Raw genomic sequence first — 20343 nt, forward strand, 5'->3', positions numbered from 1 at the left:
GGCCTGCGATCCGGCACGCCTGCCAGCCTGATGCACTCGGTGTCACGCGCATCGATTCGTCTGATCGAGTTCGCGGCAGCCGCGCTGCTCGTGGCCGAAGTCTCGATTCTGTTATGCGGCGTGATCTGGCGTTACGCGCTCGACACGCCCCTTGTCTGGTCCGACGAACTCGCCTCGGCGCTCTTTAGCTGGCTCGCCATGCTCGGTTCGGTACTGGCCCTCGCGCGCGGCGAGCACATGAAGATGACGGCCATGGTCAAACGTTGGCCGCCCGCGTGGCAGGCGTGGGCGCAGAGCATTGCGTCGCTCGTGGTCTGCGTGTTCGTGGCGATGATCGTCGTGCCCGCCGTGCATCATGCCAGCGGCCAGATGGACATCTCCACGCCGGCGCTCGGCATGCCCGACGGCTGGCGCGCCATGGCGCTGCCTGTCGGCTCCGCGTTGATGTTCTGTGTGGCCGTTGCGCGCGTGCTCGCATTGCCGGGCAGGAAAGCGCGGCTCGCGGCCGTCGCCACAGTCGGTGTCGTGGCAGGCGCGCTATGGTTCGCGACGCCCGCGCTGCTCTCAATGGGCAACCTGAATCTGCTCGTCTTCTTCGTCGCGCTCGTTGCGGGTGCGATCGTGGTCGGCACACCGATCGCATTCGCGTTCGGCATCGCCACGACGAGCTATCTCGCGCTCGTGACACACGCACCGCTCGGCATCGTCGTAAGCCGCATGGACGAAGGCATGGCCAATCTCGTGCTGCTCGCCGTACCCGTGTTCGTGCTGCTGGGCTCGCTGCTCGAACTGAGCGGGCTTGCCCGCTCGCTCGTGGATTTCATGTGCGCATTGCTCGGCCATGTGCGCGGCGGTCTGCAATTCGTGCTGCTCGGTGCGATCTTTCTCGTCTCGGGTATTTCCGGCTCCAAAGCCGCCGACATGGCCGCCGTCGCCCCCGCGCTCTTTCCGGAAATGCGCAAGCGCGGATCCGATCCTGAAGAACTCGCCGCCCTGCTCGCCGCCTCCGGCGCAATGACCGAGACCATTCCGCCGAGCCTGGTGCTGATCACCATCGGCGCGGTTTGCGGCGTGTCGATCAGCGCGCTCTTCATGGGCGGCCTCATGCCGGCGGTCGTCGCTACCGTCCTGATCGGGACCGTGTGCTGGCTGCGCGCACGACGCGAATGCGCCGCGAATGCGCAGCGCGCGCCGCTTGCTCAGGTCGCACGCACGTTTGTCGCGGCGCTACCCGCCTTGGTCCTGCCCGTGCTGATCCGCGTGGCCGTGATCGAAGGCGTCGCGACCGCAACCGAGGTCTCCACGCTCGGCGTGGCCTACACGCTGCTGTTCGCGCTGGTCGCTCGGGCAGCGGGCAAGCCGGTGCCGCTGCGCCGTTTGTATCGCATGCTCGTGGATGCCGCCGCGCTGTCCGGTGCGATCCTGTTCATCATCGGGCTCGCGACCTCGATGGCATGGGCGCTCACGCGCTCGGGCTTTTCGGGCCAGCTTGTCGGCCTGATCCAGAGCGTGCCGGCAGGCAAGACCGGCTTCCTGCTCGTGACGATCCTGTGCTTTGCCATGCTCGGCAGCGTGCTCGAGGGGATTCCCGCGATCGTGCTGTTCGGCCCGCTGTTGTTTCCCGCCGCGCATGCACTGCATGTCAACGAGGTGCATTACGCCATGGTCGTGATTCTTTCGATGGGCATGGGCCTGTTCGCGCCGCCGTTCGGTGTGGGCTTTTACGCGGCCTGCGCCATCGGCAAGGTCTCGCCCGACGGCGTCGGCCGCCGCGTGTGGCGCTATCTGCTCGCGCTCCTCGTGGCGCTCGTCGTGGTGACGTTCGTGCCGTGGATTTCCACCGGCTTCCTGTCCGCTACCGCGGCCCTCTGATCGGCAATCCGGAGTCGCTCATGCTAGACATCACCGTTTCTCCCGCTGCCGCACGACGCGCCGCAAGCGCGCGCGGACGGGTCGCTCTCGTCACCGGCGGCGCCATGGGCATCGGCGCCGCCATCGCCCGGCGCCTCGCCGAAGACGGCTTCACCGTAGTCGTCGCCGACCTGAATGTGCAGGCCGCCGAGGCAACCGCGCGCGAAGCCGGCGAGTATGGGCACGAGGTGGTCGCGATGGCGCTCGACGTGGGCAGCCCCTCGTCCATCGAGGCGCTCGTCGAACGGATCGGCGCGCGCTTCGATCGCTGCGACGTGCTCGTCAATAACGCGGGCATTGCAAAGACCTATCCATTCGAAAGCTATCCGCTGGATCATTGGCGCACCGTCATGGAGGTGAACGTGACGGGGCCGATGCTGCTCGCGCAACGCGCGGCACAGCACATGATCAAACGCCGGTGGGGCCGCGTCGTCAACATTGCCTCGGTCAGCGGGATTCGTGCGAGTGCAGGGCGCACGGCATACGGCACGTCGAAGTCGGCGGTCATCGGGCTCACTCGCCAGATGGCGATCGAACTGGCCGATCACGGCATTACCGCAAACGCCATCGCCCCGGGACCGATCGAAACGCCGATGGTGGCATCGCTCCATTCGGACGTGGCGCGCGAGAACTATCTACGCGCGGTCCCGCTGGGCCGCTACGGCACGCCCGACGAGATTGCGGGTGCGGTAGCGTTCCTGGCCTCCGAAGACGCCTCGTACGTCACCGGGCAGACCCTGGCGGTGGACGGCGGCTTCATGGCGGCAGGGGTGCTGGAAATCTAACCGGTCGTGCATACGGTGTCATGCCATGACTCGGGTTGACTCGCCAATGACATCGCGGCGATCCGTCATCCCAATCGAACAGGAAAATTCGTGAACATCGAACCTCTCATTATTGGCTGGAGCCATTTACCGTTCGGCAAATTCGACGCGCTCGAGCCGGAAGACATGATCGCGCAGTCGGCGCGCGGCGCGCTGGACCATGCGGGGATCGGTGCGGCGCTCGTGGACTCCGTGCATATCGGCATGTTCAACGGCGGCTTCGTGTACCAGGACTTTCCGTCCACGCTCGTGTTCAACGCCCTGCCGGCGTTGCGCTACGCCTCCACGGTCCGTTGCGAAAATGCGTGCGCGACAGGCTCGGCGGCCGTCTACTCGGCACTCGATGCGATACGCGCGGGACGCTCGAAAGTCGCGCTCGTGATCGGCGTGGAAAAAATGAACGGGTTGCCCACGGCGCAGGTGGGCGAGGTGCTCCAGAAGTGCTCGTACGCGAAAGAGGAAGCGGGCATGCCCGGTGGCTTCGCGGGGATTTTCGGCACCATCGCGCAGGCCTATTTCGAGCGTTATGGCGATCAATCGGAGGCGCTCGCCGCCATCGCGGCCAAGAACCATCGCAACGGCACGGCGAACCCTTATGCCCATATGCGGCGCGATCTCGGCTTCGACTTCTGCCGCACGCCGTCGGAGAAGAATCCGTTCGTGGCGGGACCGCTCAAGCGCACCGACTGCTCGCTGATCTCGGACGGCGCGGCGGCCCTCGTGATCGCCGCCGCGGACGCCGCGCAAGGCGCACGACGCGGCATCGGCTTTCGCGCGAGCGTCCAGGTGAGCGACTACCTGCCGCTATCGCGCCGCGATCGCACCGAGTTCGCGGGTGCGCGTCGCGCATGGCAGCGAGGGCTCGACCAAGCGCGGGTCTCGCTCGACGATCTGTCGCTCGTGGAAACGCACGATTGCTTCACGATCGCGGAGTTACTCGAATACGAAGCGATGGGACTGGCGAAGCCGGGCGAAGGCGCGCGCGTGATTCTCGATGGCGCGAGCGCGCGCGACGGGCGCCTGCCGGTGAATGCATCCGGCGGGCTGAAATCCAAAGGACACCCAATCGGCGCGACAGGCGTGTCGATGCACGTGATGGCGGCGATGCAACTTGCCGGCGAGGCCGGCGACATGCAGATCCGCAACGCGTCGGTGGCGGGTGTGTTCAACATGGGCGGCGCGGCGGTCACTAACTACGTGAGCATCCTCGAACCGAGATTTTGATGACGATGGCCTTGGGCATCTGGATAGAGAGAAGATCATGCTGACGAATGTCATGAACCTGGGCGAGCTGCTGACCCAGATCGCGCAACGCCACGCCGACGCCCCCGGTTTCATCTCGCATGGCCGCGTGTGGAGCTGGTCGGCGATCAACCGCCGCGTCGATGCGGTTTGCACCGCGCTGCACGCGCGCGGCGTGCGCAAGGGCGACCGGATCTTGGTCCATTCGCGCAACAATTTGCCGCTGTTCGAAAGCGCCTGGGTGGCGTTCAAGCTCGGCGCGGTTTGGGTGCCCACCAATTGCCGCATCGCGCCGCCGGAGGCGGCTTACCTCGGTCGTTCGAGCGGCGCGTGTGCGATGCTTTACGACCATGGTTTCGAGCATCATGTCGATGCGGTACGCGCCGCGCGGCCCGCGCTCGAACACGTGATTGCGCTGGGCACGCCGCGCACCGGCGAACTCGCGTACGAAGCGCTTGCAGGGCAATCGACGGACCGCTTCGCGGCGGTCGACGTCGAGCGCGACGATCCGCTTTGGTTCTTCTATACCTCGGGCACGACCGGCCACCCGAAGGCGGGCACGCTCACGCATGGCCAGATGGCATTCGTCGTCACGAACCATCTCGCCGATCTCATGCCGGGCCTCGACGTGCGTTCGCGCTCGCTCGTGGTGGCGCCGCTTTCGCACGGCGCCGGTATCCATGCCATCGTCAACACGGCGCGCGGCGCGGCGAGCGTGCTGCCCACCAGCGAAAAGCTCGACCCCGAGGAAGTCTGGGCGCTCGTCGAACGACACCGCATCGACAACATGTTCACGGTGCCCACGATCGTCAAGATGCTCACGGAGCACGATGCGGTCGATCGTTACGACCACAGCTCGCTCAACTATGTGATCTACGCCGGCGCGCCGATGTACCGTGCCGATCAGAAACACGCGTTGCACAAACTCGGGCGCGTGCTCGTGCAGTACTACGGCCTGGGCGAGGTAACGGGCAACATCACCGTGCTGCCCCCGCATCTGCACGACATGGACGACGAAGCGCCCGGCAGCCGCCTCGGCACCTGCGGCTACGCGCGAACCGGTATCGACATCGCGATTCTCGACGATGCCGGGCGCAGGCTCGCGCCATACGAGACGGGCGAGATCTGCGTTCGGGGGCCGGCCGTGATGACCGGCTACGACAACAATCCGGACGAAAACGCGAAAGCCTTCCGGCACGGCTGGTTTCACACGGGAGATCTCGGGCATCTGGATCCGGAAGGCTTCCTGTATATCACCGGGCGCGCTTCGGATATGTACATTTCGGGCGGCTCCAATGTGTACCCGCGCGAAGTCGAAGAAGCACTGCTGCTTCACGACGCCGTCCATGAAGTCGCCGTGCTCGGCATGCCCGATCCGACATGGGGAGAACTGGGCACGGCCGTCGTCGTGCTGCGTGCGGGCTGCGAGGTGTCGGCCGAGGCGCTTCTCGACCATCTCGACGGAAAACTGGCGCGCTACAAGTTCCCGCGACACTTCGTGTTCTGGGACGCCTTGCCGAAATCGGCATACGGCAAGATCGCGAAGAAAGACGTCCGAGCGAGGCTGGCGGCTGAATGGGACGCAAGCGCAGTCGAATTAACGGAAAAGGCCTGAATTGGCGCCTTACCGATCCGAGTTAAGGGTCCTGAGACGGGATAAGACGTGATGTTCCGATTTTTCTGACATGGAGAATGAACTTGAACGCACCGCAAGTTTTCCCCCACGAAGTTCGGGTCGAGCCCGACTTCCAATCGTCCACACACGCCCTGCTTGCGCTTCGCGAGCATCTTGTCATCGATCATCCGATCAATGATCGAGTCAGCGCATCGCAAAGGAACCTATTCGAGCTGTTCGAACTCTATGCGCATTTTGTCTACGACTTCAACGCTTACGTCGGCGCGCTTTTCTCTCGGATTACCGACATCGATGCGAAGGCGCATATTTATGAAAACCTACTCGAGGAAATCGGATTTCAGCCAGGAAAACAGGCGCAATGGGGATTCCATCACGGCGAACTCTATCGCAGCTTCCTGGTTTCGCTGCGCCAGACAAGCGCCTATCGCGGCGTGATCAGCGAGGATCGCACCCGGGAACTCGACATGCTGTCTCGTGGCATTTCCGAACGGTTTTATGCCGGTCACTTCGACATTCTGCGCAAGGGAAACGATCGTTTGACTGTCGCGGCGTTCTCGTCTATCGAGGGTTGGGTGAGCCGTGAATATGCGATGTGGCGCAAGCTGCTTGGTCAGCTTGGCGACGATGCGCTCGCCATCGACCTGCGCACCATCGATCTGCATTGCGAGTGCGACATCGAACACAGCCGGGTTCTCGATAGCATCCTCCGTGGGTTCCTGGCGGGAGACGATCGGACGTTGGCTGCCCATGAAGTCAATTCGGGTCTGCTGCGGGGCATCGCGTTGTCTGTCGGCCTGTTCGACGACATCGATCGCGCGCTCGCGACTACCCATTAACCGCTTCGAGGTGAATAGTGACTGGTTGGAAAGCCGTTGCGCTACTGATTCCGCTTCAATTCATGTTCGGGCTGATTTATGCATGGGGGGCAATGGCGCCCGTTATTCACCTCGCAACCGGTTGGTCCGCCAGCACGCTCGACCTCATGTTTTCGCTCACGCCGCTCGTGCTGCTGCCCGCCGTGCTGCTTGGCGGTCACCTCGTGGGGCGCCTGGGGCCTGCACGCGTCCTTCAGGTAGCGCTTGGGTGCTTTGTCATCGGTGGCGTGCTGGCGCTGTCGGGAGATTCGCCGAAGCTGTTCGCCGCCGGTTATGCAGGCCTTGCCCTAGGGATCGGAGGGGGTTTTTCGACACCGGCTTGTGTCGCGCTGATTCACCACATTGCCCCCAGCCGGCAAGGACGCCTCGCCGGCGCGCTGCTGGCTATCTATGGCTTATCGGGGGCGATTAGCGGGCCGCTTTTTGTCTGGCTTGCCGATCGTGCTTCCTGGCACATCGCGCTGGCCATCATCATGGTGGCCTATGTCGCGACAGCCGGGTGTTGTCTAACCCGCGTACGGTCAGGCGTTGTCGCAGATCGAGCGGCACCGGTCAAAGCGCCGCTCAGCCCTGCGCCCATATCGATTTGGCAACCGATATGGAACATCGTTTTGCTTTGCGCGACGGTACCGTTCGGCTCCGCGGTGTTTGCCGCGATCGGGCGGCTGGCAACGGAACATGGGCACACAGCGAGTCTAGGGGTGGCAGGCGCATCGATTATGTCGGTTGCAAACGGCGCCGGACGATTTGCAGGGGGCGTACTTTCCGACGTGAGTTCGATCGCGGTCACGTGGTGTCTCATCCTGGCGCTGGCGGCGGGGGGCTACAGCTTGGCTCTCGCAGACGCTCGCCTGGGATCGCCGGCGCTGTTCCTGCTCTTCGCTGCATTGACCGGATTGTCGTTCGGTGCGCTGGCGGGAAAATTACCCGCGCTCGCTGCACATACTTCGTCGTCTAATCCCGCTTTGATGTTCAGCTTTTATTTCGGCACATTCGCGTTCGGCAGCTTTGGCGGCCCATTCCTGAGCGCGGAACTGGGTCTTCCGGTCGCGATGAGGGTCTTAGGCGCGGCCACGGTCATCTCGTTCCTGTTGTGTGTGGCGCAGGTTTTCTCATCGAGAAGATCGGCAAAGATCGCTTAATACAAGGACGATAAGGCGGCGTTATGCGCCGCCTTCGCTCGGCAATGCGCTCGCAAGCCGTGCGAGCCACCCTCACGTTCAGCAATCCCGCTAACCATCGTACTGAAATTCACCGGACTCTTCCTGAGGAACCATACATGAAAGTTTTCTACGACAAGGACGCCGACCTCTCCCTGATCAAGGGCAAGCAGGTGGCGATTATCGGTTACGGCTCGCAAGGCCATGCCCACGCGCTGAACCTGAAGGAAAGCGGCGTACCCGTCACGGTCGGCCTGCGCAAGAACGGCGCATCGTGGAGCAAGGCCGAGAACGCCGGGCTGGCGGTCAAGGAAGTGGCCGGCGCGGTGAAGAACGCCGACGTCGTCATGATGCTGCTGCCCGACGAGCACATCGCCGATGTCTACACAAAGGAAGTGGAAGCGAACATCAAGCAGGGGGCGGCGCTCGCGTTCGCGCACGGCTTTAACGTGCATTACTGCCAGGTGATCCCGCGCGCGGATCTCGACGTCATCATGATCGCGCCGAAGGCGCCGGGCCACACGGTGCGCAGCACGTACATGCAGGGAGGCGGCGTGCCGCACCTCATCGCCGTGGCGCAAGACCAATCGGGCGCGGCGCGCGATATCGCACTGTCGTACGCGGCAGCGAACGGCGGCGGCCGTGCCGGCATCATCGAGACGACCTTCCGCGAAGAAACCGAAACGGATCTATTCGGTGAGCAGGCCGTACTGTGCGGCGGTACCGTCGAATTGGTGAAGGCTGGCTTCGAGACACTTGTGGAAGCGGGGTACGCGCCGGAAATGGCTTACTTCGAATGTCTGCACGAACTAAAGCTGATCGTCGATTTGATCTACGAAGGCGGCATCGCGAACATGAACTACTCGGTCTCCAACAACGCCGAATACGGCGAGTACGCGACGGGCCCGCGCATCGTCACGGCGGAGACGAAGAAAATCATGAAGGAAGTGCTGAACGACATCCAGACCGGCGAATACGCGAAAAGCTTCATCTTGGAGAACCGCGCCGGTGCGCCGACGCTGCAGTCGCGCCGCCGTTTGACGGCCGAGCACCAGATCGAACAAATCGGCGGCAAGCTGCGCGCGATGATGCCTTGGATCGCCGCGAACAAGCTCGTCGACCAGTCGAAGAATTAGCGGCGCATCGCAAACCGGGTAGTTGCGTCGATCCGCGGCTGCGATACAAACCGCATTGTGGGCAAGAAAAAGCCCGCCTCCACAAAGGAGAACGGGCTTTTACCCACACAAAACAGCTTGGTCAGGTCTAGAACGGAATATCGTCGTCCATATCGTCGAGCCCGCCGCCACCGGCAGGCTGGCTCGGACGGCTAGCACCGCCACCGCCGCCACCGCTACGCGCCCCACCGCCCATCGCGCGGCCACCGCCGCCGCCACCGCCGCGCGACTCCGACGGCTCACGGCTATACCCGCCGTCATCGCCCCCACCCATGCCGCCGCCCGAACCGCCGCGGCCACCCAGCATCTGCATCTGCTCGGCGACGATTTCCGTCGAATACCGATCCTGCCCGTCTTGCCCTTGCCACTTGCGCGTGCGCAAACGCCCTTCGATATACACCGACGAGCCTTTCTTCAGATATTCGCCGACGATTTCCGCCAAACGGCCGAAGAACGCGACGCGGTGCCACTCCGTCGCTTCCTTGAACTCGCCCGACGCCTTGTCCTTATAGCGATCCGTCGTAGCGAGCCGGATGTTGGCGATGGCGTCGCCGCTCGGCAGGTAACGAATTTCGGGATCGGCGCCGAGATTGCCGACCAGGATGACCTTGTTTACGGATGCCATGTATCTCTCCAGTTGATCCATTTGCGCTGCCGCCCGCTGCCCGAGCGCACGGCGCGCGACGCCTCGCTCGCATCAAGCCTTACGGGGCGCCTTCATATTGGCGGCGATTATAAGCCACGCTAAAACCAGTCCCGAGCACGCGAAGAACACCGCGTTCTGGCCGGCCGACTTCATCAGCCACCCGCCCACAACACCGCCGAGCGCCAGACCGATCGACTGCGTCGTGTTGTAGACGCCGGTAGCGGCCCCCTTGCGCGTGCCCGGCGCCAGCTTCGACACCAGCGAAGGCTGCGACGCCTCGAGAATGTTGAAGCCGAGAAAATAGACGAACAAGATCCCGGCCACAGACAAGATCGTATGCGGAGCCATCCCCAGCAACAATTGGCCGATCAGGATAAGCCCGATGGCCCCGCATAACACGGGCTTCATCTTCCCCCGTTTCTCGGCGGCAATGATCGCGGGCACCATCATGACGAACGACAGCCCCATGACAGGCAGATAGACCTCCCAGTGCGACGCCACCGGCAGCCCGCCGGCCACCAGAATCCGCGGCACGACCAGGAACAGCGCCGTTTGCGTCGCGTGCAGCACCAGCACGCCGAAATTGAGCCGCAGCAGTTCCACGTTATGCAGCACTTCGGCGAACGGCGCCCGGACGTGCACGGGCTTGGGCGCATCGGGCACGATCCACAGCACGACGCCGATCGCCACGAGCGACAGCGCACCGACCACCGCGAACAAGCCGCTCATCCCCACCCACTGATAAAGGACCGGCGCGCCCACAATCGCCACCGCGAACGAGATGCCGATGCTGCCGCCCACCATGGCCATCGCCTTGGTCCGATTCGCGTCGGCCGTGAGATCGGCGATAAACGCGATGACCGCCGACGACACGGCCCCCATCCCCTGGATGACGCGCCCGACGATGATCCACGTCATGTCGTGCGCCATGGCCGCCACAAAGCTCCCGAGCGCGAAGATGAGCAGGCCCGTGGCGATGACAGGCTTGCGCCCGATCTTATCGGAGGCCCACCCGTAAAAAATGTAGAGCATCGACTGCGTCACGCCGTAGGCGCCGAGCGCAATGCCGACGAGCCAGACGTTATCGCCGCCCGGAATTGTCTTCGCGTAGACGGTGAAGACCGGCATGATCATGAACAAGCCAAGCATGCGCAGCGCGAAGATGCCGGCAAGCGATACGGTGGCGCGCAACTCGGGCGCACTCATACGCGAGGAGGTAACGGACGGATTGGACATCGGAGCGAGCGAGCTAGGGGGAACCGAAGCGACGTCGTTCGTGCTGCCCTCGTGTCCCGTGACGGACTTTTTGGAGCGCCGAACGCAACGAGCGTGAGGGCTCATGCATTCCCGCGCGCTGTAAGGACGCCGTAACGGTGGTCTGGAAAAGTCGTTATAGTAGCAGGTTTGGCCCCTCTCCCTTGTCAGGTTCATGGAACAGATTCGCATCCGTGGGGCGCGTACCCACAACCTGAAAAACGTCAATCTCGACCTGCCACGCCATCGCCTCATCGTGATCACCGGCCTGTCCGGGTCGGGCAAGTCGTCGCTCGCGTTCGATACCCTCTACGCCGAGGGTCAGCGTCGATATGTGGAAAGCCTGTCGGCCTACGCGCGCCAGTTCCTGCAATTGATGGAGAAGCCCGATGTCGACTTGATCGAAGGCCTGTCGCCCGCCATTTCGATCGAACAAAAGGCGACATCCCATAATCCCCGCTCGACGGTGGGCACCGTCACCGAAATCCACGACTACCTGCGCCTGCTCTACGCGCGCGTCGGCACGCCGTACTGTCCCGATCACGAAATCGCGCTCGAGGCGCAAAGCGTCTCGCAAATGGTCGATGCGGCGCTCGCCCTGCCCGAGGAAACGAAGCTCATGATCCTCGCGCCCGTCGTGGCGAACCGCAAGGGCGAGCACGCCGAGCTGTTCGAGCAGATGCAGGCGCAAGGGTTCATCCGGTTCCGGATCCGCTCGGGCGGCGGCGCGGCCAACGAAGGCACGGCGCAAATCTACGATGTCGATTCGCTGCCGAAGCTGAAAAAGAACGATAAGCACTCGATCGACGTCGTCGTCGATCGCCTCAAAGTACGCGCCGACATGAAGCAGCGTCTGGCCGAATCCTTCGAAACCGCCCTGCGCTTGGCCGACGGCCGAGCGATCGCGCTCGAAATGGATACGGACAAAACGCATTTGTTCAGCTCCAAGTTCGCGTGTCCGATCTGCTCGTACTCGCTGCCCGAACTGGAGCCGCGCCTGTTCTCGTTCAACAATCCGATGGGCGCTTGCCCCGATTGCGACGGGCTCGGCCAAATCACGTTCTTCGATCCGAAACGCGTCGTCGCCCATCCTTCGCTGTCGTTGGCCGCGGGCGCCGTCAAAGGCTGGGATCGCCGCAATCAGTTCTATTTCCAGATGCTGCAAAGCCTGGCGGCGTATTACGAGTTCGACATCGACACGCCGTTCGAGGAATTGCCCGAAAAAGTCCGCAAGTTGATCCTATTCGGTTCGGGCAAGGAGCAAATCCCGTTCTCGTACATCAACGAGCGCGGCCGCGCGACAGTCCGGGAGCACGTGTTCGAAGGCATCATCCCGAATCTCGAGCGCCGCTATCGCGAAACCGATTCCGCGGCCGTGCGCGAAGAACTCGCCAAATATCAGAACAATCAAGCCTGCCCCTCGTGCGACGGTACGCGGCTGCGCCGAGAAGCGCGCTTCGTGCGCCTGGGCGCCGACGGCGACGCCCGGGGGATCTACGAAGTGAGCGGCTGGCCGCTGCGCGATGCGCTCGGCTATTTCCAAACGCTCAAGCTCGAGGGCGCCAAGCGCGAGATCGGCGAAAAGGTCGTCAAGGAAGTCGTCGCCCGGCTCATGTTCCTGAACAACGTCGGGCTCGACTACCTCTCGCTCGAACGCAGCGCCGATACGCTCTCGGGCGGCGAAGCGCAGCGCATTCGGCTCGCCTCGCAAATCGGTTCGGGCCTAACGGGCGTGATGTACGTGCTCGACGAACCGTCGATCGGCCTGCATCAGCGCGATAACGACCGCCTGATCGCCACGCTCAAGCATCTGCGCGACCTCGGCAACTCGGTGATCGTCGTCGAGCACGACGAGGACATGATCCGCATGGCCGATTACGTCGTGGACATGGGGCCCGGCGCCGGCGAGCACGGCGGCATGGTCATCGCCGAAGGCACGCCGAAGCAAGTCCAAACCGATCCGGCCTCGCTCACGGGCCAATACCTGGCCGGCGAGCGGCGCATCGAGTTTCCCGACGAACGCAAGGAGCCCGACGAGCGGCGCCTGCGTATCGTCGAAGCGCACGGCAACAACTTGAAGCACGTCACGCTCGATCTGCCCGTCGGGCTGCTCACCTGCGTGACGGGCGTGTCGGGCTCGGGCAAGTCGACCCTCATCAACGACACGCTTTACCACGCCGTCGCGCAGCATCTTTACGGTTCGTCGGCCGAACCCGCGCCCTACGAGCAGATCGAAGGACTCGAGCATTTCGATAAGGTCATCAACGTCGATCAATCGCCGATCGGCCGCACGCCGCGCTCGAACCCGGCCACTTATACCGGCGTGTTCACGCCGATCCGCGAACTCTTTGCCGGCGTGCCGTCGGCGAAGGAGCGCGGCTACGACCCGGGCCGGTTCTCGTTCAACGTCAAGGGCGGCCGCTGCGAAGCGTGCCAAGGCGACGGCGTGCTCAAGGTCGAGATGCACTTTCTGCCGGATGTCTACGTACCGTGCGACGTCTGCCACGGCAAGCGCTACAACCGCGAAACGCTCGAGGTTCACTACAAGGGTAAAAGCATCAGCGAAGTGCTCGACATGACCGTCGAGCAAGCCCACGAGTTCTTCGGCGCGGTACCCGTGATCGCGCGCAAGCTCAAGACGCTGCTCGACGTAGGCCTCGGCTATATTCGCCTCGGTCAATCGGCCACGACGCTCTCGGGCGGCGAGGCCCAGCGCGTCAAGCTATCGCTCGAACTGTCGAAACGAGATACGGGCCGCACGCTCTACATTCTCGACGAGCCCACCACCGGCCTGCACTTCCACGATATCGCGCTGCTGCTGGAAGTCATCCACCGGTTGCGCGATCATGGCAATACCGTCGTCATCATCGAGCATAATCTCGACGTGATCAAAACGGCGGACTGGGTGATCGATCTCGGTCCCGAAGGCGGCGCGGGCGGCGGGCAAATCATCGCGCAGGGCAAGCCCGAGCACATCGCGAAGTCGAAGGCCAGTTTCACCGGGCGCTATCTCGCGCCGCTGCTCGAGCGGCGCTGAGCGAAGGAACGAGGCGGCTCGGCGTGCCGTACGACGCCAAGCCGCCCGGGAAGGTTGGACAGTAGGAGACGACGAATATCATGGCGAAGCACAACGAGGCCCCCGACGAGGCCCGCATCCGGGAGGTCGGGTCACGTCCCGTCCGGCTCACGAGCGATATGAGCTTGCCGAAGCTATCCGCCGTCGAAATCGGCAGCTACCTGCTGGCGCTCGTCGGGATGTGGGTGGTGCTGCACTTCAAGCTGCTGGGCTCTCTGCTCGGCGGCATGCTCGTCTATCAGCTCGTTCACACGCTCGCGCCCGGCATCGAGCGCCACATGTCGAGCCAGCGCGCCCGCTGGGTGGCCGTCGTCGTCATCGCCGGCGTGGTGGTGGGCGGCCTAGCCGGTATCGCGATCGGTATCGTCGAACACTTCGAGCATACGGTGCCGAATATCCAACACCTGCTCGATCAAGTGATGCAGATCGTCGATCAGGCACGCACGCGCTCGCCCGAATGGCTTTCGACCATGCTGCCGGGCGATGTATCGCAGATGAAAGAAAAGGCCGGCATGCTCGTGCAGACGCACATGAGCCAATTGCAGCAAGGCGGCAAAAACGTTGCCCGCGGCTTCGGCCACGTGCTGTTCGGCATGATCATCGGCGCGATGATCGCCATCGCGAGCGAGCGGCGCGTGCAGCGGCTGCCGCTGTCCACGGCCCTAGCCGCGCGCGCTTCGCGGTTTTCCGACGCATTTCGGCGCATCGTCTTCGCGCAGGTGAAGATTTCGACGATCAACGCTGTCTTCACAGCGCTCTACCTGCTCGTTGCCCTGCCGATTTTTCACGAGCGGCTGCCGCTATCGAAAACCCTTGTGCTCGTGACCTTCATCGCGGGCCTACTGCCCGTTGTCGGCAATCTGATCTCGAACACGCTGATTCTCGCCGTCTCGTTGGCCGTGAGCTTGCCGACGGCGATTTCCTCGCTCGTGTTCCTCGTGCTCATCCACAAGTTCGAATATTTCCTCAATGCGAGGATCGTCGGCGGACAAATCGAAGCGCGCGCATGGGAATTGCTGCTGGCGATGCTCGTGATGGAGGCAGCCGCCGGCGTCCCGGGGCTCATCGCCGCGCCGATCTTCTATGCGTATATCAAGCGCGAACTGATTTACCTGCGGTTGATCTAGCCAACCGAACGCGAAGCGGGCGCCGCTCGATAAGACGCCCCTACGAGGCGCCCCACCGAGCCCGCCGATATCAACGGAAGACGACCGTCTTCGTTCCGTTGAGCACGATCCGATGCTCGACGTGCCACTTCACCGCACGGGCGAGCGTCACGCATTCCACATCGCGGCCGATCGCCGTCAATTGGTCAGGCGTCATGCTGTGATCGACGCGCTCCACTTCCTGCTCGATGATCGGGCCTTCGTCGAGATCCGTGGTGACGTAATGCGCGGTCGCCCCGATCAGCTTCACGCCGCGATCGAATGCCTGGTAGTAGGGCTTGGCGCCCTTGAAGCTCGGCAAGAACGAGTGATGGATGTTGATCGCGCGGCCGGCGAGGTGTTCGCATAGGTTCGGCGACAACACCTGCATATACCGGGCGAGCACGACCAAATCGGCCTCGTGCTGATCGATCACTTCGAGCACGCGCGCTTCTTGCGCCGCCTTCGCCGCGCCAGTCGATTCCGTCAGCGGAAAATGATGGAACGGGATGTCGTAGCTCGCGGCCAGTTGATAGAAGTCTTTGTGGTTCGAGATGATGGCGGCAATCTCGATCGGCAACTGCCCCGTGCGATAGCGGAACAGCAGGTCGTTCAAGCAATGGCCGATCTTCGAGACCATGATCACGACCTTCGGTTTGAGCGCCGCGTCGTGAATCTCGTAGCGCATCGAAAACTCCTCGGCCAGCACCGCGAACGACTCGCGCAACGCTTCAAGCCCCGGATCGCCGCCCACTTGCTGGAAGTGCACGCGCATGAAGAACTCGCCCGTACGGCTATCGCCGAATTGCGCCGAGTCGAGAATGTTCGCACCGCGCTCAAAAAGAAATCCCGATACCGCATGAACGATGCCGGGCCGATCGGGGCACGACAGTTTCAGAATGAAGCTGTGTTGGGTCGACATAGGACCAATGAACTCCTGTAATGGACGCGCGCCGTACCGCGTCAAGGCGTGACGAGCGGCGCGGCGAAAAGCGATTCGATGCCGAGGCAGACGTCTTCGTCGATCCAGCGGTGACGCAGCATGCAATCGAGCGTGGCCAGGCTCGCGTCGACGGTCATCTGGCCGTCTTCGATCCATCGCGCGACCTCGTCGATCCGCGCAAGACGGTGCTCGCCCACCTCGCCATCCTGGTTGCGCGGCGCGAAATCGTCGGGCAGCGGCAAATCGTAGACGAACACTTGCTCCGCCTGCGTGCCTTCGGGCAGCGATTGCAGCACATGAACCGTGCGCCCTGCCTCGGCCCGCACGGCAAGAGCCGCCTCGATGCCCGCCTCTTCCCAGCACTCCTTGACGATCGTTTCCTCGATCGAAAAGCCCCAGCCGATACCGCCGGCGACCACGTTGTCGAGCATGCCCGGATCGGTCGCCTTCGTCTCGCTGCGACGCGCGATCCAGAGCTGCGGCGCGCGATCGACGTATTTTACGATGCCGTTCAGATGCACCGCGTAGGTCATCGTGCCGAAAAAACGAGCGGCGGCGCGCTCGATGAACGCGAGCGGCGCGCTGTCGAACGTATTGCGGATCGCGTACGTCTCGTCGCGCCAGCCGCGGATGCGCCCTTGAGCCGCCAACGCGCCGACGACCATGCCGAGCGCGGCCGAGCGGGTATTGGCGTCGGTATCGAGGCGAGCGGCCAGCGCAACGCGCGCCGAGTCGATCTCGAAGACGTCGGGCCAGTGCGCGAGCAACGGCACGTCGCTTTCGCGAATCCAGCCGACCTGCTCGGCGCACATGACGAGCGGCCGGTGCGCTCGCGGCTCGAAGCGGCGCGCATGGGCGATACAAGGCAGACTCATGACCTTCCTTATGCGAGCAATATCCATATCGCCACGCTCAATCGCGCAGCGCCACGCGCAGCCCAAGCGCGATGAACGTGGCGCCGGCCAGCCGATCGAGCCACACGCCCGCGCGCGGACGGCGCTTGAGCCAGGTCCCGAGCGCGCCCGCGAAGACGCCGAAGAGCGAAAAAATCGCGAGCGTTTGCAGCATGAAGATCAGGCCCAATTCGACCATCTGCACCGCGACGCGCTGCGAGCCGCTCGGATCGACGAACTGCGGCAGAAAGACGACGAAGAACAAGGTCACCTTCGGATTCATCATGTTGCCGACGACGCTCTGGCGAAACACCGTGGTTAGCGGCTGCGCCGCCCGTTCGTGCGCGCTCGCCAAGCCCCGGCTCGTCAGCGCCTTGAAGCCGATCCAAACCAGATAAAGGCCGCCCGCGATCTTGACGATCTCGAATGCGAGCGGCGACGAGCGCAAGAGCGCGGCCACGCCGAACGCGGCCAGCGTCGTGTGGAACGTAAGACCCGCGGCGAAACCGAGCGCGGCCACGAGGCCCGCAGCCCGGCCTTGCGAGATGCCGCGTGCAAGCACCTGCAAGTTATCGGGGCCAGGCGCTGCCGTGACGGCGATGGAAGCGGCAAGAAAGAGCGGTAGGTTCGGCATGGTGTTACGCCTGATCGATTTCCGTTTCGATTTCGATGTCGCGTTCGTAACGAGAGCGCGACGCTGCGAGCCGACGAGGCGGACATCGACGCCCGCCCGTGGGCCAGGAGGCTCGTCAATGGCCGGAAAACTCCGTCACCGTGTAAAGCGGCAAACCGCTTGCGCGCAGCAGCTTCGAGCCCCCGAGATCGGGCAGATCGACGATCGCCGCGCCTTCGACGACTTCAGCCCCAAGGCGCTCCAACAGCTTCTTGCCGGCCATCATCGTGCCGCCGGTTGCGATCAGGTCGTCGACGATCACCACGCGCTCGCCCGCCCCGCATGCGTCCTCATGGATCTCGACCGTGGCGGTGCCGTACTCGAGCGAATACGATTCGGACACGGTTCTGTACGGCAGCTTGCCGATCTTGCGAATCGGAATGAAGCCGATATTGAGTTCGTAGGCGACAATCGGCGCGATGATGAACCCGCGCGCATCGAGCCCCGCGACATAGTCGAGCTTGGCCTCGACATAGCGCTCGATGAACAGGTCGATCAAGATGCGCAGCGTCTTGGGCCGCTGCAGCAGCGGCGTGATATCGCGAAACTGCACGCCGGGCAGTGGCCAATCGGGAACCGTGCGAATTTGGCTCTTGATGAACGCGGGGGCGTCGAGGGGCGCGTCCGCGGGCGCGTGGGACATGGAATTCTCCGCTGGCAGTGATTCGCTCGCGCATGGCGAGCCTGTCGGGTTACATGAATGTTCGTGGGGCGGCGCGGCGTGTCAGACCGCCTGGGCGCCGGCACGCCGGTTGCGCAACAAGCGCTCCTCGGCCAACGCGAGCGCTTCCGGCAGCCCGCGCAGCACGAGAATGTCGGCTTCCCGCAATTTCGTCTCGGGGCCGGGTTCGACGCCGCGTATGCCGTGGCGCCGGATCGCCGTGACTTCGACGCCAATCGACGCGAGCCCGAGTTCGTCGAGCGTGCGTCCGACGGCGTCGGCATTGCTGTCGACCGCCACCGATTGTAGCCGCACCTGGTCGCGGCCGTCGTCGTCGCCCGGGTCGTCGGCCCCGTGGAAGTAGCCGCGCAGCAGGCTGTAGCGTGCGTCGCGCATTTCCTCCACGCGCCGTACGACGCGTCGCATCGGCACGCCCATCAGCACGAGCGTGTGCGAAGCGAGCATGAGACTGCCCTCGACGATTTCGGGAATCACTTCGGTCGCGCCGGCCGCGAGCAGCTTTTCCAAATCGGCATCGTCGACGGTACGCACGATGACGGGCAGCGCCGGTTCGAGTTCGTGCACATGATGCAGCACGCGCAACGCCGAGGGCGTATTGGCATAGGTGACGGCCACGGCCGCGGCGCGATGGATCCCCGCGGACACGAGCGATTCGCGCCGCGCCGCATCGCCGAACACGACGGATTCGCCGGCCGCCGCCGCCGCATTGACGCGATCGGGATCCAGATCGAGGGCGACGTACGAGAGCCCTTCGTGTTCGAGCATGCGTGCGAGGTTCTGCCCGGAGCGGCCATAGCCGCACACGATCACGTGGGCGTTTTGCCGCAGGCTTTGCGTTGCGATGCGCGTCATCTGCAGCGATTGCAGCATCCATTCCGTCGAGGAAAGCCGCAGCACGATGCGGTCGGCGTTTTGAATCATGAACGGCGCCGCAAGCATCGACAGCAGCATCGCCGCCAAAATGGCCTGCAGCATCGCGGCATCGACGAGATGTTTGTCGAGGATCAGATTGAGCAGCACGAAGCCGAATTCGCCCGCTTGCGCAAGGCCGATACCCGTGCGCATCGCCACGCCCGGCGTCGCGCCGAACAGCCGCGCAAGGCCGGTGATCATGACGATTTTCAGCACCACGGGTGCGACGAGAAACGCGAGCACGAGCAGTGGATGCGCGATCAGCACGCGCGGATCGAGCAGCATGCCCGTCGTGACGAAGAACAGGCCGAGCAGCACGTCGCGGAACGGCTTGATGTCCTCTTCCACCTGATGGCGGTAGGGTGTCTCCGCGATCAACATCCCGGCGATGAACGCACCGAGCGCGAGCGAGAGCCCGAACTTATCGGTGATGAAGGCCGCGCCGAGCGTGACGAGCAGCAGGTTCAGCACGAACAGTTCCTGCGAGCGCCGCCGCGCGACGACGTTGAACCAGCGCGTCATGAATCGCTGCCCCACGAACAGCAGCAACGACAGCGCGACGACGATTTTCAGGGCTGCGACGCCGAGCGTCATCGGCAGATCGTGCGAATCGCCGCCGAGCGCCGCGATCACGATCAGCAGCGGCACCACCGCTAGATCCTGAAACAGCAGCACGCCGAAAATATTGCGTCCGTGCTCGGTTTCGATCTCGAGCCGCTCCGCGAGCATCTTGCTGACGATCGCCGTCGATGACATCGCGAGCGCGCCGCCGAGCGCGATGCTGCCTTGCCAGGTCACGTGCATCCAGCGCTCGAGCAGCAGGCCGACAAGCACCGACACGCCCACGGTGCCGATCACTTGCAACAGTCCGAGCCCAAAGACGAGCGTGCGCATCGAGCGCAGCTTGGCGAGCGAGAACTCGAGCCCGATCGAAAACATCAGAAAGACGACGCCGAACTCCGCGAGGTTCTGCGCGCGCGAGGAATCGGGCGCAATGCCTAGCGCGTGCGGCCCGACGACGATACCGACCGTCAGGTAGCCGAGCATCGGCGGCAGATTCAACGAGCGGAACAATACGACGCCCACCACTGACGCGAGCAGCAGGAAAAGCGTCATCTCGAGCGGAGAAATCACGTGTTGAGCGTCCTCGTTCGTCAGCGGAACGCGCGGCCACGCGCCAAGCGCCGCGCATTCGATAGGGGAAGCCTGAGAGCGGCTCTGGCCATGGGTGGGGCCCGGCGCGGCGAACAACGCCTTTGCTATACTCCGGCGAATGATAGCGAAAATCAATGGCGA

General features: G+C 63.7%; 16 protein-coding genes. 9 read left to right on the top strand and 7 right to left on the bottom strand.

Going from position 1 to position 20343, the window contains the following annotated elements:
• Positions 1-30 precede the first annotated feature (30 nt).
• The 7 genes from ACTHN9_RS04085 to ilvC all read left to right on the top strand — a co-directional run bounded on the left by ACTHN9_RS04085 (position 31) and on the right by ilvC (position 8784).
• On the top strand, positions 31-1872 hold the full coding sequence (locus tag ACTHN9_RS04085; RefSeq protein ID WP_440535484.1) for a TRAP transporter large permease: 1842 nt from the start codon (positions 31-33) through the stop codon (positions 1870-1872).
• A gap of 20 nt (positions 1873-1892) precedes the next feature.
• Complete coding sequence (locus ACTHN9_RS04090; protein ID WP_440535469.1) at positions 1893-2696, top strand: SDR family NAD(P)-dependent oxidoreductase; 804 nt, start codon at positions 1893-1895, stop codon at positions 2694-2696.
• 96 nt (positions 2697-2792) lie between these two features.
• Positions 2793-3959: an acetyl-CoA acetyltransferase gene (locus ACTHN9_RS04095; protein ID WP_440535485.1), complete on the top strand. Its 1167-nt coding sequence runs from the start codon at positions 2793-2795 to the stop codon at positions 3957-3959.
• Between the two features lie 37 nt (positions 3960-3996).
• Positions 3997-5592, top strand: coding sequence for an acyl-CoA synthetase (locus ACTHN9_RS04100; protein WP_440535470.1), 1596 nt, complete (start codon positions 3997-3999; stop codon positions 5590-5592).
• An 83-nt stretch (positions 5593-5675) separates the two neighbouring features.
• Positions 5676-6449 (top strand): iron-containing redox enzyme family protein, encoded by a 774-nt coding sequence (locus ACTHN9_RS04105; protein WP_440535471.1) that lies wholly within the window; start codon positions 5676-5678, stop codon positions 6447-6449.
• A gap of 17 nt (positions 6450-6466) precedes the next feature.
• A complete protein-coding gene (locus ACTHN9_RS04110; RefSeq protein WP_440535472.1) occupies positions 6467-7630 on the top strand; it encodes an MFS transporter in 1164 nt (387 codons plus the stop codon).
• Positions 7631-7767: 137 nt separating this feature from the next.
• The gene (gene ilvC, locus ACTHN9_RS04115; RefSeq protein WP_440535473.1) at positions 7768-8784 is read left to right on the top strand and encodes a ketol-acid reductoisomerase; all 1017 of its coding nucleotides are present in this window, start codon (positions 7768-7770) and stop codon (positions 8782-8784) included.
• A gap of 127 nt (positions 8785-8911) precedes the next feature.
• Here the strand turns inward: ilvC and ACTHN9_RS04120 are convergent, their stop codons facing one another.
• Positions 8912-9448, bottom strand: coding sequence for a single-stranded DNA-binding protein (locus tag ACTHN9_RS04120; protein WP_440535474.1), 537 nt, complete (start codon positions 9446-9448; stop codon positions 8912-8914).
• A 72-nt stretch (positions 9449-9520) separates the two neighbouring features.
• Positions 9521-10705, bottom strand: coding sequence for an MFS transporter (locus ACTHN9_RS04125; RefSeq protein ID WP_440535475.1), 1185 nt, complete (start codon positions 10703-10705; stop codon positions 9521-9523).
• Between the two features lie 193 nt (positions 10706-10898).
• Between ACTHN9_RS04125 and uvrA the strand changes: the two genes are divergently transcribed.
• Together uvrA and ACTHN9_RS04135 are read left to right on the top strand one after the other, a co-directional pair.
• Entirely contained in the window at positions 10899-13760 is a 2862-nt protein-coding gene (gene uvrA, locus ACTHN9_RS04130; protein ID WP_440535476.1) for an excinuclease ABC subunit UvrA, read from the top strand.
• 80 nt (positions 13761-13840) lie between these two features.
• Positions 13841-14926 (top strand): AI-2E family transporter, encoded by a 1086-nt coding sequence (locus ACTHN9_RS04135; RefSeq protein WP_440535477.1) that lies wholly within the window; start codon positions 13841-13843, stop codon positions 14924-14926.
• 70 nt (positions 14927-14996) lie between these two features.
• Here ACTHN9_RS04135 and purU read toward each other — a convergent pair whose 3' ends face one another.
• From purU to ACTHN9_RS04160, 5 genes are all read right to left on the bottom strand, one after another.
• A complete protein-coding gene (gene purU, locus ACTHN9_RS04140; RefSeq protein ID WP_440535478.1) occupies positions 14997-15866 on the bottom strand; it encodes a formyltetrahydrofolate deformylase in 870 nt (289 codons plus the stop codon).
• 41 nt (positions 15867-15907) lie between these two features.
• Positions 15908-16762, bottom strand: coding sequence for a DUF4743 domain-containing protein (locus ACTHN9_RS04145; protein ID WP_440535479.1), 855 nt, complete (start codon positions 16760-16762; stop codon positions 15908-15910).
• A gap of 37 nt (positions 16763-16799) precedes the next feature.
• Positions 16800-17414 (bottom strand): LysE family translocator, encoded by a 615-nt coding sequence (locus ACTHN9_RS04150; protein WP_440535480.1) that lies wholly within the window; start codon positions 17412-17414, stop codon positions 16800-16802.
• 115 nt (positions 17415-17529) lie between these two features.
• Positions 17530-18096, bottom strand: coding sequence for an adenine phosphoribosyltransferase (locus ACTHN9_RS04155; protein ID WP_440535481.1), 567 nt, complete (start codon positions 18094-18096; stop codon positions 17530-17532).
• Between the two features lie 81 nt (positions 18097-18177).
• Positions 18178-20181, bottom strand: coding sequence for a cation:proton antiporter domain-containing protein (locus ACTHN9_RS04160; protein WP_440535486.1), 2004 nt, complete (start codon positions 20179-20181; stop codon positions 18178-18180).
• Positions 20182-20343: the final 162 nt, after the last annotated feature.

The organism is Trinickia sp. (assembly GCF_051953405.1).
In the GTDB taxonomy this organism is placed as follows: Bacteria; Pseudomonadota; Gammaproteobacteria; order Burkholderiales; family Burkholderiaceae; genus Trinickia.